Annotated in this window: 10 protein-coding genes and 1 tRNA gene; 8 read left to right on the top strand and 3 right to left on the bottom strand. The window is 66.8% G+C overall.

What is annotated here, in order from left to right; all coding sequences use genetic code 11:
- The first annotated feature begins 64 nt into the window (after positions 1-64).
- The 4 genes from ABWI07_RS17205 (at position 65) to htpX (ending at position 5,919) form a co-directional block, all read left to right on the top strand.
- Positions 65-1,996, top strand: coding sequence for an NADH-quinone oxidoreductase subunit 5 family protein (locus ABWI07_RS17205; RefSeq protein WP_149259660.1), 1,932 nt, complete (start codon positions 65-67; stop codon positions 1,994-1,996).
- Positions 1,993-3,501 (top strand): complex I subunit 4 family protein, encoded by a 1,509-nt coding sequence (locus tag ABWI07_RS17200; protein ID WP_308800795.1) that lies wholly within the window; start codon positions 1,993-1,995, stop codon positions 3,499-3,501. The genes ABWI07_RS17205 and ABWI07_RS17200 overlap by 4 nt, the downstream gene beginning before the upstream one ends.
- The gene (locus ABWI07_RS17195; protein ID WP_353819110.1) at positions 3,501-4,988 is read left to right on the top strand and encodes an NADH-quinone oxidoreductase subunit N; all 1,488 of its coding nucleotides are present in this window, start codon (positions 3,501-3,503) and stop codon (positions 4,986-4,988) included. The genes ABWI07_RS17200 and ABWI07_RS17195 overlap by 1 nt, the downstream gene beginning before the upstream one ends.
- A 76-nt stretch (positions 4,989-5,064) precedes the next feature.
- The gene (gene htpX / locus ABWI07_RS17190; RefSeq protein ID WP_353819109.1) at positions 5,065-5,919 is read left to right on the top strand and encodes a zinc metalloprotease HtpX; all 855 of its coding nucleotides are present in this window, start codon (positions 5,065-5,067) and stop codon (positions 5,917-5,919) included.
- 95 nt (positions 5,920-6,014) lie between these two features.
- Here htpX and ABWI07_RS17185 read toward each other — a convergent pair whose 3' ends face one another.
- Positions 6,015-6,503 carry a YajQ family cyclic di-GMP-binding protein gene (locus ABWI07_RS17185; RefSeq protein WP_149259657.1) on the bottom strand — a complete coding sequence of 163 codons (489 nt, stop codon included), beginning with the start codon at positions 6,501-6,503 and terminating at the stop codon, positions 6,015-6,017.
- A gap of 124 nt (positions 6,504-6,627) precedes the next feature.
- On the opposite strand from ABWI07_RS17185, the gene ABWI07_RS17180 reads away from it, so the two are divergent.
- From ABWI07_RS17180 to ABWI07_RS17170, 3 genes are all read left to right on the top strand, one after another.
- Positions 6,628-6,709: transfer RNA gene (locus ABWI07_RS17180), tRNA-Tyr, on the top strand.
- A 464-nt stretch (positions 6,710-7,173) separates the two neighbouring features.
- On the top strand, positions 7,174-7,422 hold the full coding sequence (locus ABWI07_RS17175; RefSeq protein ID WP_353819108.1) for a UTRA domain-containing protein: 249 nt from the start codon (positions 7,174-7,176) through the stop codon (positions 7,420-7,422).
- Between the two features lie 21 nt (positions 7,423-7,443).
- The gene (locus ABWI07_RS17170) at positions 7,444-8,604 is read left to right on the top strand and encodes a type III PLP-dependent enzyme (RefSeq protein ID WP_353819107.1); all 1,161 of its coding nucleotides are present in this window, start codon (positions 7,444-7,446) and stop codon (positions 8,602-8,604) included.
- Positions 8,605-8,679: 75 nt separating this feature from the next.
- Here the strand turns inward: ABWI07_RS17170 and ABWI07_RS17165 are convergent, their stop codons facing one another.
- A complete protein-coding gene (locus ABWI07_RS17165; protein ID WP_353819106.1) occupies positions 8,680-10,434 on the bottom strand; it encodes a pentapeptide repeat-containing protein in 1,755 nt (584 codons plus the stop codon).
- A gap of 342 nt (positions 10,435-10,776) precedes the next feature.
- Positions 10,777-11,564 (bottom strand): IS5 family transposase gene (locus tag ABWI07_RS17160; protein ID WP_353819148.1). Its coding sequence is split into 2 segments (ribosomal slippage): positions 10,777-11,231 and positions 11,231-11,564, totalling 789 coding nucleotides; the frame shifts between segments, so codons are not numbered across the junction.
- Positions 11,565-12,085: 521 nt separating this feature from the next.
- On the opposite strand from ABWI07_RS17160, the gene ABWI07_RS17155 reads away from it, so the two are divergent.
- A complete protein-coding gene (locus ABWI07_RS17155; RefSeq protein WP_353819105.1) occupies positions 12,086-12,604 on the top strand; it encodes a hypothetical protein in 519 nt (172 codons plus the stop codon).
- Positions 12,605-12,763 lie beyond the last annotated feature (159 nt).

Genomic DNA, 12,763 nt, shown 5'->3' with positions numbered 1-12,763 from the left:
GAGGCGCGGTCGCCGGACGAGGGGACGAACCCGGACCGCAACCCGAGCGCGAGGAGGCGTCGCCGTGATCTGGCTCGCGTCGCTCGTCGCGCTGCTGCCCTTCCTCGCCGCCTTCGCCGGGATGCTGTTCGGCCCGTCCCTGACCCGGGTGCTGCGCGGCACCCCCGCGGGCTCGCCGCTGCGCAACGGCCCGGCGCTGATCGCCTGCGCGCCGGTCGCGGTGTCGCTCGTCCTGTCGGCGATCGTCGCGTTCGTCGTCTGGCGGGACCCGGGCGAGCGCACCGGCGCGCTCGCGCTGGTCGACACCGGCTCGGTGCCGATCAGCGTCGGGCTCCAGGTGGACGGCCTCGCCGCGGTCGTCGGGCTCATGGTCTGCTGCGTGGCGCTGGCCGTCCAGGTGTACTCGGTCGCGTACATGTCGGGGGACCGGCGGTACTCGTCCTACGCCGCGTTCATCTCGCTGTTCACGTCCGCGATGCTGCTGGTCGTCTACTCCGGCGACCTCCTCGTCCTGTACGTCGGCTGGGAGGTCATGGGCATCTGCTCGTACTTCCTGATCGGCCACCACTGGGAGGACCGGGCCAACTCGCGGGCGGCGGTCAAGGCGTTCCTCGTCACGCGGCTCGGCGACGTCGGCTTCCTCATCGGCGTGATCGTCCTCGGCGTGGGCGCCGGGACGTTCCAGATCGACCGGATCGTCCGGACGGCGGGCGAACTCCCGCAGACGACGGCGACGGCGGCCGCGCTGCTGCTGCTCGCCGGGGTCGCGGGCAAGAGCGCCCAGTTCCCGCTGCACACCTGGCTCCCCGACGCGATGGCGGGCCCCACGCCGATCAGCGCCCTCATCCATGCGGCGACGATGGTCGCGGCCGGGATCTACGTCGTGGCGCGCCTGTACGGGGTGTTCCTCGTGGCCCCGTCCGCGCTCGCCGTGCTGGGCGTCATCGCCGTGGTCTCCATGGTCGGCTCGGCGTGCGCGGCCCTCGCGCAGGACGACCTGAAGCGCGTCCTGGCGTACTCGACCATCAGCCAACTCGCCGTCATGGCCGCCGGGCTCGCGGTGGGCGCGCGGTCGGCGGCGGTCTTCCACCTGCTGACGCACGCGGCGTTCAAGGCGCTGCTGTTCCTCGCCGCCGGCTGCGTGATCGTGACCGCCGGGTCGAACCTGCTCGCCCAGTACGGCGGGCTCCGGCGCGGCATGCCCCTCACGTTCTGGTCGATGACCGTGGGTTTCGCCGCCCTCGCGGGCGTCCCGCCGTTCAGCGGATGGTTCAGCAAGGACGCCGTCATCGAGGCCGCCCAGCACGCGGCCCTGCACGGCGGCGAGATCGAGACGGCCGGCTGGTTCTCCTACGCGCCCCTCTCACAGGCCCCTGGCGCAGGGCCCAACTCGATCAGTGTGTCGGGCGGGATCGCGTGGCTGGTCTACCTGGGGTTGCTCGTCACGGTCGTCCTGACGGCCGCCTATGCGATGCGCGCGTGGTTGATGACGTTCTTCGGTGAACGTCGCGGACCGTACGAGGTGCGCGACCCGTCGCGCTTCATGTCGTGGACCGTGGCGGCGCTGGCCGTCCCCGCCGCGATTCTCGGGTTCTTCGGGCTCGGGGCGTCGGAGCTGCGTCCCCAGTTCGGGGCCTCGGTGCTCAGCATCCTGCTCCTCGCCGCCGGCGCCGGAGGCGCGTTCCTCGTGTGGAACCGCGACCCGGCTCTGGACCCCGCGCGGGCGCTCGGCCCGGTCCGCACCGTCTTCGCGCGGGCCTTCTTCGTGGACGAGCTCTACACGGCGGTCATCGTCCGGCCCGTCCAGACGCTGGCGCGGCACGTCGTCATCTTCGACCAGAGACGCGTGGACGGGGCCGTCGTCGGCACCGGAAGGGCCACGAGCAGGCTCGGCGGCCTGGTCAGGTTCGTCCAGAACGGAAACCCCCAGACCTACCTCACCGGCCTGCTCGCCGGTGTCGCCGTCATCGCGGCCGCGGTGGTGATCTTCCAGTGATCTTCGTGCTGATGATGGCGATCCCGCTGCTCGGGGCGCTCGCCATGCTCGTCCCGGCGGACCGCTTCCTGCGCACCGGATTCGCCGTCCGCGCGTTCGGGACGGCCGTGTCCGCCGCGACCCTCCTCGTCGCGGTGTCGGCGGCGACGGCGTTCGACTTCGGCGACACGTCCCGCATGCAGCTGGAGGTCGACCGGCCGTGGGCGCCCGCCATCGGCCTGCGGTTCCACCTCGGCGTGGACGGGATCTCCCTGCCGCTCGTCGTGCTGACCGCCCTGCTGACGTTCCTGTGCTTCCTCTACACGCTGCGGCACCCGCCGGAAGGCGGCCGGATCCGGCTGCTGACCGCGCTGCTGCTCGTCCTGGAGGTCGGGATGCTCGGCACGTTCGTCGCGCTCGACCTCGTGCTGTTCTTCGTCTTCTTCGAGACCGTCCTCGTCCCCATGTACGTGGTGATCATGCTGTGGGGCGGGACGGGACGCCGCGCCGCCGCCACCAAGTTCATCCTCTACACGCTGCTCGGCTCCGGGCTCCTGCTCGCCGGGATGCTGCTCGTCGGCGCCGAGGCCGGCACGCTCGACATGACCGACCTGGCCGCCCGGCACGGGTCCGGCCTGTCGCACGGCCTCCAGGTCACCGCGTTCGCCCTGATGGGGATCGGGTTCGCGGTCAAGGCGCCGATGTGGCCGCTGCACACCTGGCTGCCGGACGCGCACACCGAGGCCCCGACGGTCGGGTCCGTCCTGCTGGCCGGCGTGCTGCTGAAGATGGGCACCTACGGCCTGGTCCGCGTCGCGCTGCCGCTCGCCCCGGACGGCGCGCAGGTCTGGGCGCCGTGGCTCGGTCTCCTCGCCGTCATCGGGATCGTCTACGGCGCCCTCGCCTGCCTCGCCCAGCGCGACCTCAAACGGATGATCGCCTACTCGTCCGTCGGGCACATGGGGTTCGTCCTGCTCGGCATCGCGACCCTCACCCCCGTCGGCGTCAACGCCGCCCTGTTCGGCAACATCGCGCACGGCCTCATCACCGGCCTGCTGTTCTTCCTCGCGGGCTCGGTCAAGGAGCGCTGGGGCACCGGCGACATGAACGCCATCGGCGGCGGCATGCTCAGCACGTCCCCGCGGCTGGCCTCGATCCTGACCTTCGCGTCCGTCGCGTCCCTCGGGCTGCCCGGGCTGGCCGGGTTCTGGGGCGAGGTGCTCGCGCTGATCGGCGCGTACCGCCCGCACGCATCCCTGCCCCGCGAGACGTTCGTGACGTTCATGGCCGTCGCCGCGCTCGGCACGGTCCTGACCGCCGCCTACTTCCTGCGGATGCTCGCCAAGCTCACCCACGGGCCGTCCGACGGCGTCGCCGTGCCGCGCGGTCCGGTCGCGCCGGTCTCCCTCCAGGAGTACGCCGCCTGGGTGCCGCTGATCGCGCTGACGCTGCTGGTCGGCCTCTGGCCGAAGACCCTGCTGGACGTGACCACGGGTCCGGTCCGCGCGCTGTTCGGAGGCGGCTGATGATCCAGAGCATCGACTACGCGGCGATCGCGCCGCCGCTGGTCCTCGCCGTCGCCGCGATCGGGCTGCTGCTCGCCGACGCCTTCGACGCGCCCCGCCGCGTCCTGACCCTGCTGTCCGGCGGGTCCCTCGCCGCAGCGCTGGCCGCCGTGGTCGCGCTGGCCGCCGGGGACCGCCGCGCCACCTTCTGCCTGCCGGACGGCCTGCGCTCCGGCGGCCCCGCCTCCTGCTCCTACGTCGCGGACGACTTCACCCTGCTCTTCCAGGGGATCATCCTCGGCGCCGCCGCGATCGTCGTGCTGCTGTCCCTCCAGGAGATCACCGACTCGAAGATCCCGGTCGGGGAGTACCACTTCCTCCTCCTCTCGGCCGTCATAGGAGCCCTCTCCCTGGTCGCCGCCCGCGACCTCGTCCTCCTGCTCGTCGCGCTGGAGACCCTCTCCCTCCCGGTGTTCGCGCTGGCCGCGCTGCGCCGCTACGACGGGACGGCGTCCGAGGCCGCGCTCAAGCTCTTCCTCGTCTCCGTCGTCTCCACCGCGGTCATGCTGTTCGGGATCAGCCTCGTGTACGGCGCGACCGGCGCCATGCACCTGGACCGGATCGCCCCCGCCCTGTCCCGGCTGCCCGCCGACCTCGACCCCGTCGCCGGGCTCGGCTCGGTGCTCGTCCTCGCCGGGTTCGCGTTCAAGGTCGCCGCCGTCCCGTTCCACTTCTGGGCCCCGGACGTCTACCAGGGCTCCCCGCTGCCCGTCGCCGCCTTCCTCGCCGTGGTGTCCAAGGCCGCCGGGTTCGCCGGGCTCGCGATCGTCCTCGCCCTGGGCCTGCCCGCCTACGGCCACGTGTGGGGGCCCGTCATCGCCGTCCTCGCAGCGCTCACCATGACGCTCGGGAACCTCGCCGCGCTCCGCCAGCGGACCGCGATCCGCCTGCTCGCCTGGTCGTCCGTCGCCCAGTCCGGCTACATGCTCGCCCCGCTCGCGGTCGGCTCGCACCGCCTCCCCGAGGCCGTCGCCGCCACCACCGCCTACGTCGCCCTCTACGCCGTCATGAACATCGGCGCGTTCGCCGTCGTGATCGGCTTCTCCCGCCGCGGCACCGCCACCGGACGCCGGGACACCCTCGACGACTACCGCGGCCTCGCCCGCCGCAGCCCCGCCGTCGCCACCGCCCTCGCCTTCTTCCTCATCTGCCTCGCCGGCCTGCCCCCCGGCGTCATGGGGCTGTTCGCGAAGGTCGTGGTGTTCCGCGCCACCCTCGCCGGCGGCGTCACCTGGCTCGCCGTCGTCATGGCGATCAACACGGTGATCGGGCTGTACTACTACCTCGCCTGGGCGGTCCGCCTGTTCACCCCGTCCGCCACCGGCGAGGACTACGACGCCGCCCCCGGCCCCGCCGTCCGCGTCGCGATCACCGCCGCGGCGGCCGGCGCCGTCGTGCTGTCGGTCGCGCCGCAGATCGTCCTGCAGACGGTCGGACAGGCCACGTAACCCGTCCACGTTTGGGAACGTTCGCCCTGGTCAAACCGTTGATGTTCATGGCAGGACCGACGGGGAGGCGACGCAGGTGCGGTTCAACGGCGTCAAGACGGCAGCACTGATCGCCGCACTGTCGGCGTTGATGCTGGTCGCCGGCTGGACGTTCGGCGGCAGCACCGGCCTGGCGATCGCGCTGGTCATAGCCCTCGGAACCAACGGCGTCGCGTACTTCTTCAGCGACCGCATCGCGCTGCGCTCGATGCTGGCCCACCCGGTCGGCGAGGTCGAGGCGCCGATGCTCTACCGGCTCGTCCGGGAGCTGTCGACCTCCGCCCGCCAGCCCATGCCGCGCCTGTACGTCTCGGAGACCCGCCAGCCCAACGCCTTCGCCACCGGCCGCAACCCGCGCAACGCCGCCGTCTGCTGCACCCGCGGCATCCTCCAGATGCTGGACGAGCGGGAACTGCGCGCCGTCCTCGGACACGAGCTGTCCCACGTCTACAACCGGGACATCCTCATCTCCTCCGTGGCCGCCGCCATCGCCACGGTCATCACGTACCTGTCCCACCTGGCGATCTTCCTGCCGATCGGGCGCTCCGAGGACGACGACGGCCCCGGCATCCTGGGCGCGCTCCTGATGCTCGTCCTCGGCCCGGTCGCCGCCGCCGTCGTCCAGATGGCGATCAGCCGCACCCGCGAGTACTCCGCCGACGCCGCCGGCGCCCGCCTCACCGGCGACCCGCTGGCCCTCGCCTCGGCCCTCCGCAAGATCGACGCGGGCACCCGCGCCCTGCCGCTCCCGCAGGACCCCGAGCTCGCCACCACCAGCTCCCTGATGATCGCCAACCCCTTCCAGGGCGCCGGCATCGGCAAGCTCTTCTCCACCCACCCCCCGACCGCCGACCGCATCGCCCGCCTGGAACGCATGGCCGGCCGCCGCTGATTCGACCGAACCACTCGGGACGCGGCCGCGTCATAAGACACAAGAGCGCGCCGGCCACTTCTGCGGGGGATGGGGCCGGCGCGCTCCCCTTCGTCCTACCGGTAGTTCACGAACTGCAGGGCGACATCCAGTTCCTTGCCCTTCAACAGGGAGATGACCTGCTGGAGGTCGTCCCTCTTCTTCGAGGTGACCCGCAGCTCGTCCCCCTGGACCTGGGCCTTCACGCCCTTCGGCCCCTCTTCCCGGATGATCTTCCCGATCTTCTTGGCGTCCTCCTGGGCGATGCCCTCCTTCAGCCCCACGCCCAGCTTGTACACCTTGCCGGACAGCTTCGGCTCACCCGGATCGATCGCCTTCAGCGAGATCCCCCGCTTGACGAGCTTGTCCTTCAGCACGTCCAACACGGCGTTCGCCCGCTCCTCGGTGTTCGCCTGGATCTCGATCGTCTCCCCGGACCACTTGATCCCCGCGTCCACGTTCCGGAAGTCGAACCGGTTCGCCACCTCCTTGGCGGCCTGGTTCAACGCGTTGTCGACCTCCTGCCGGTCGAGCTTCGACACGATGTCAAACGACGAGTCGGCCATCGCCCACACATCCCCTCAGCAGCATCATTGATCCACAGAGCGTATCGACTCCCCACCCCCGCACGCCCCGCCTCGATGTCACACCCACCCCGATGGTCCGCTATCCTTTCCAGCGAAACACCACGGCGGGTTGCCCGAGTGGCCAATGGGAGCGGACTGTAAATCCGTCGGCTTAGCCTACGCAGGTTCGAACCCTGCACCCGCCACACCTCACAGAACAGCCCCTGACCAGGCGTAACCCGGTCGGGGGCTGTTCTCGTAGTGTCTGGCTGTCTCTGATCGTTAACGGCCTTCTACGGGTGGCTGTGCCGAATACGTGCCGAAGTTCTAAGGGCTCTTTGGCCTGGTCGCCTCACTGATTCGACGCATGGCGTCCTCCTGCTGCCCGGCCCCTCGGCCACCTGAGCCGGAGGCACACGAGCGCCCAGCCATGTCGAGTCGGCCGCATGCCCCAGGGCGTACGGAGTCTCAGCGAGCGGCGAGCCAGCCTGACATCGCCAAGCGCAGCGGCTCTTTGCCTTGAGCTAGACCTAAGGCACGCCCGGCCAGTGAGGTGAACTGCCTGGTCCGGCGTCGGCGAGCGCTCGCCAGTGGCATCCCTGTCCGGCTCAACGCCAGTTGATTTCCGCTCGACATCGCCGATGGAACGGTCCTGGAGGAGGACGGCCCGGTGATCGTCGGCGGCGTCAAGAGTGCGCTTGCCGAACTCGGCTATGCGCAGACCAGGGCGCGTGAGCAGATCATCCCGAGCCGTCTGCCGACCGAGGCCGAGGCGCGCGCGCTGGAGATCAGCCCTGAGCGCACGGTTGTTGAGATCACGCATGTCGGCCTGACGGCCGAGGGCCGCGCGGTCGAGGTGACGGTCTCGGTTGCGCCCGCCCACTACGTGACGGCTCAGTACGAGTTCCCGCTTGCCTGACAACCGGAGAGACGACACCTGATGATCACGCGCCTAGTCCAAGACCACGCCCAGGCCCTTGCCGGCAAGGGCGAGCTACCCGCGTTCGTCTACGACCTCGCCGCACTGCGTGAGCACGCGGCCGAGGTCAAGGCCGCGCTCTCGGCGCCCGGTGCGCCGGAGATCTTCTACGCCGCAAAGGCCAACCCGGACGCCCCGATCCTGCAAGCTCTCGCCCCGTACGTCGATGGCATCGAGGTCGCGTCCGGCGGCGAGCTGGCGCACGTCCGCGAGGCACTGCCGGACGCGCGGTTGGCATTCGGCGGCCCCGGCAAGACCAACGACGAACTACGGCTTGCCCTCGACCTCGGGGTCGAGCGCATCCACGTCGAAAGCCCCTACGAGCTGTCCCGTCTGGCCGAGATCGCCGCCACGTCCGGCCGTGAGGTCGATGTCCTGCTACGGGTCAACCTTGCCAGCGACCGCAGCGGCGTCGCGCTCGCCATGAGCGGTCCGTTCGGCATGGACCCCGACCTCATCGAGTCGTGCACCAACATCCTGAACAACTCTCCGCAGGTGCGCCTCCGCGGCATTCACGCGCACCTGGCGTCCGGCCTGGACGCCACCGTCATGGTCGCCCAGTCCACCGGGATCCTCACGTGGGGCCGCGCGTGGCTCGACAGGATCGGCCACACCGGACCGCGTGAGTTCAACCTCGGCGGCGGCATGGCCGTCGACTACTCCACACCCGAGACCCGATTCGACTGGAAACAGTACGGCGCCGACGTCGCCGCACTCGCCGAGCCAGGCGAAACGCTGCGCATCGAACCGGGCCGCTCCATCAGCATCTACGCCGGGTGGTACCTCACCGAGGTACTGGACGTGAAGAAGGCACACGGCCAGTGGTACGCCGTCCTACGCGGCGGCACCATGCACATCCGCACACCCGTCACCAAGCAACACAACCACCCGTTCGACGTCCTCACCCGCAACGGCGACGGCCCCGCGGTCACCGGCGAGCCCGTAACCCTCGTCGGCCAGCTCTGCACACCAAAGGACGTCTTCGCCCGCGAGGTCCTCACAGACCGCATCGCAGTGGGCGACCTAGTCGCCTTCTCCATGTCCGGCGCCTACGCCTGGAACATCTCCCACCACGACTTCCTCATGCACCCCAAGCCAGCCTTCCGCTACCCTGATTCTTAGCGTGCACTTCCTTCGAAGGGTCTCAGTTTTCTGTAGCTGAGACCCTTCTTCGGTTGGTGCGCCATTTGGCAAATTCTATTGATCACGCGTCAGTTGGTACTGAGACTCAACGCGCGCAACCTTCCAGCCAAATGGAATTATATGCTCAGCAACATCACCTAGCCCAACTCTTGCATATTCAAATTGAGAGGCGGTGAAAAAGTTAACCCTTCCAAATTTGATCAATCCGAAAAACTTTGCAGACTTGAAGTTGGCCAAACCTTGAAATTGAGATCCGTCGAATCCTGCGCGCCCACGAAAAGTCGCTCGAGGAAACCAAGCTTCGCTCGCGAAGGTGCATTGTGTAAAGGTGGCGCTTACCTCAAAGGTTGTTTTAGAGAACGATGCTCTACCTGCAAAAATAGCATCTCCAAAAGCTGCTCTCCCGTCAAATCTGGACCAACTAAAGCGTACAGAATTATCGAAGGATGCGTTGACGAACTCGGCACGGCCGCCGAAACTGACGGACGTGAAAAGAGTTGTCTCTGTAAATAGACTGTGGCCAAAGTCAACGTTGTCCAGCATGGTGGCCCCATGAAAGGAAGTCTCTCTCTCAAAGGATGCAGACCGCCAACTAGCTTTCGCGGCGAAGATTGTTTCGGCAAAATTGGCGATACCTTTAAATTTAACTTTATGGAAATGAGCTGCTCCATCAAAAGAGCTCGATTCAAAGTGGGCGCTACGAGCGAAGAATGAGGATTTGAAGTTTGCTACCTTCTCGAATGCTGTTGAGGCAAAGTTCGCTCGACCGTTGAATGTCGCTTCTCGAAGAGAGACATTCCCTTTAAATGTCGCATTTGCGAAATTCGCAGAACCTTCGAAAATGCTATTTGGGCATGTAAGATTGCCCTGGAATTCGGCATGTCTAAAGTTTGTGACACCTTGGAACTCTGTGCCAAAAAACTGAGTGTCTCCCAAGAATCTTGCTTCCGAAAAATTGGCCCCTTTTAGCCTTCCATGATTGATCTGAAAGTTAATCAGATGAGCGCCATAAAGATTCAATGACATCTCGGACCAGAAGCCAGAGCTATTTGGGTTGAGATGGTGACTGAGAATCTTTTGAGCTGTTCGTCGGACTTCTCGCTCCTGTTCATAGGCATCTTCATGAGATGACCCAGGAGTCCGGGAAAGCGGTCGCAGTGAGGGCATGCGCAGGTAAGCGCAAATCAAGTTTACGATAGTCTGACGATGCTCAGAGTGATCCTGTGCAAGCCGTTCAAGCGAGTAAAGACCAGCCAAACGGACGGCAGCCTTTTCGCTTCCCAGTTGGTCGGCTGCTTTGGCATACAGTTCGGTAACCCGGCGCTCTGTCGCGTCATGCTGGTTGAGTTTAGCTACCTCGCGTTCATGCACATGGGCATGTTCTTGCAACCATTGCCGTCGTACTGCCAATAGAAGTGCGTACGCGCCTCCGGCCCCCACGCCGACCGTCAAGCCGGTTCTCACGGCTTCGAGCCTACGACTTGGATCGTTGCCGGCAATCGATAGTAGCCAGCTAGTGAATCCCCAGATCGAAGCGCCTGCAGTCGCGATCCCCACTGCAACCCACCACCATGGCAGAGCGCGGATGCGGACATTGTTGCGAGTTTGGCTTGTGAGGGAGGCTTTGGCTCCAATCCCTGCGATTACTGCGACCGCACCAAATGCAAGTAGACTTTTGCCTATCGACATCTTGTTTAGTAGTTCGAGGAGGTCATTTCTTAGTTCCACAAGACCCAGAGACAAAGATACTGCGCCGCCAACAATCAAAGTGATAATGAATGTTCGCTTAAATTTCTGATGCCAGTCCATCCCAGCAGGATAGCCTAGAGAATGGAGTGTTGTAGCAGAATCGCTGATTTGCATCTCGATAGCGAGTATGCAGTCTACTGCGCTAGGCTCGCGCGCATCTCGGCGACCTTGCATGAACGGTCCGCGTCACTCGCCATAAGGGACGTCTTTACAAGGTAGACGCGCCTACCCCAGAGCCGTGTGTGAGGATGCAGAGCATCCATGGATCAACCCTCGGGACGCTCGCGGAACAGAAGCCCTCGTCATGTCCATGAAGCTCGTCATCTCTGCAGGTCAACGGGATGGGTGCTGTTGTGGACGAGGTCTCTCTGTAAATCCGTCGGCTTAGAGGTCGTAACAGAATCAGCGGACGAGGCGTCGCCAGCAGATGATGGCTGCGGCCAGGGTCATGAATGCTTCGTGGATGTCGTCGCGGATTTCCCAGCGGATGCGCAGGCGGCGGAACCAGTGCAGCAGGCCGATGGTGCGTTCGACGACGTAGCGGTGGACGCCCAGTCCCGATCCGTGCGGGCTGCCGCGGCGGGCAATGACCGGTTTGATGCCCTTGGCCCAGACCAGGCGGCGGTATTTGTCGTGGTCGTAGCCGCGGTCGGCCAGCAGCCGCTCGGGTCTTCGGCGGGGGCGGCCGACCCGGCCTCGGATGGGCGGCACCTTGTCCAGCAGCGGCATCAGCTGGGTGACGTCGTTACGGTTCCCGCCGGTCAACGACACCACGAGCGGGGTGCCACGCCCGTCGGTCAGCACATGGTGTTTCGAGCCCGGCCGGCCGCGGTCGACCGGGCTCGGACCGGTTTTGGGCCGCCCTTGAGCGCGCGGACGTGCGAGCTGTCGATCACCGCCCTGGACCAGTCCAACTGCCCGGCGGCGTGCAGTTCCTCCAGCAGCAGCCGGTGCAACCTGTCCCACACCCCGGCCTGGTGCCACTCGGCAAGGCGGCGCCAGCACGTCATGCCCGACCCGAAGCCCAGCTCCTGAGGCAGGAACTCCCACCGGATCCCGGTGTGCAGCACGAACAAGATGCCGCACAACACCTTGCGGTCGTCCAGCCGCTTACGCCCGGGATGACGCCAGCGACGCTCCACCCTGGGCAGCAGCGGGTCGATGCGCTCCCAGAGGCTGTCGGGCACGATCCACGGGGGTTGCTCACCCTTACGCACCCGCCCACACCACACCCGACCGTCACCACATGTCGCATCACATGCACATTTTGTTATGACCTCTTAGCCTACGCAGGTTCGAACCCTGCACCCGCCACACCAAGCGAAACAGCCTCTGACCAGCATCAACGCGGTCAGGGGCTGTTCTCGTCTCCAAGATCCCCACGCGCGGCAAGGCGCCACCGGGTGTACTCGGATGTCATCGGTCCGGAATATACGCGGAACGACTCCGAGCGCATTCGCGCAGGTCGCCCGGGAACGCCGAGGGGGCTCCGGAGCGAACCGGAGCCCCGTCGTCGAGCGCGTCGCTGATCTGCCCGGTCGGCATGGCGTAGACCCGCATCAGAACCTTGCGCTGTGCCAGGCGCGTTCGGCGACCTCGGTCGCCCGGAACGCCGGAGCCGGTCCGCTCCGTCCGCTCTCCGTGGGAGTGCGCGCCGCCACCCAGGATGTGGGTCTCACGAACCTCAAGCTCGTGACGCCACAATGTGGCCATGGACGCAGGTCTTGCCGCCCTACTCGGTACCGCCGTTGGCTCCCTCGGCACGCTGGGTGCGGCTGTCGTGAACGGCAGGGCGCAAGCACGAACACAACACGTCCAGTGGCGCCGTCAGCATCGACGCGACGCCTATGCCGCCTACCTCAGTGCACTCCATGACCGCGATATCGCCATGGACGCGATCCTCAGCGTTCTGCGGGGGCCTTCTCTCGACCTGCCCGAACTGGACGGGACAGTGCAGCACTTCATCGCTCGGGCCCGTGATGTCCACCGCGCAGCAGAAGTCGTCATCCTTGAAGGCCCTCCCTCCATCGTCGAAGCAACCGACCGAATCGCAAAGGAGTCCAGCGGCCTCTCCGAGGTCATGCAGCGCATGGTGAAGGATGCCCACGCGGGAGACACCGGCGAGAGAGCGCAACACTCCGCCACCGCCGCAGCGCAAGAGCGACGGCTCTACCAGGCAGTCAGTGAGTTCCGTGTCCAGGCCCGCGGCGTCCTTGGCAACGCGGACTGACAGTTCGGCCCAGCCCACTCGGCCACCTGAGCCGGAGGGACCCTAGCTCCGGGCATGTGCGGCGGTCACCGGTCGCCGCGCCGGGATGCGCATCGCGCCGGGATGCGCATCGTGGCGGGTTGCCGGCCTCGTCCCGTCTGCTCGCTGTGGCGGCCCGCC

The sequence above is a fragment of the Actinomadura sp. NPDC000600 genome (genome assembly GCF_040492135.1).
GTDB lineage: Bacteria > Actinomycetota > Actinomycetes > Streptosporangiales > Streptosporangiaceae > Spirillospora.
This window is presented reverse-complemented; position numbering and strand designations above follow the sequence as displayed.

Excerpts from the sequence above, each read along its gene's own strand:
- ABWI07_RS17195 (WP_353819110.1), top strand. The coding sequence starts at position 3,501 with ATGATCCAGAGCATCGACTACGCGGCGATCGCGCCGCCGCTGGTCCTC.
- ABWI07_RS17185 (WP_149259657.1), bottom strand. The coding sequence starts at position 6,503 with ATGGCCGACTCGTCGTTTGACATCGTGTCGAAGCTCGACCGGCAGGAG.
- ABWI07_RS17170 (WP_353819107.1), top strand. The coding sequence starts at position 7,444 with ATGATCACGCGCCTAGTCCAAGACCACGCCCAGGCCCTTGCCGGCAAG.
- ABWI07_RS17165 (WP_353819106.1), bottom strand. The coding sequence starts at position 10,434 with ATGGACTGGCATCAGAAATTTAAGCGAACATTCATTATCACTTTGATT.
- ABWI07_RS17155 (WP_353819105.1), top strand. The coding sequence starts at position 12,086 with ATGGACGCAGGTCTTGCCGCCCTACTCGGTACCGCCGTTGGCTCCCTC.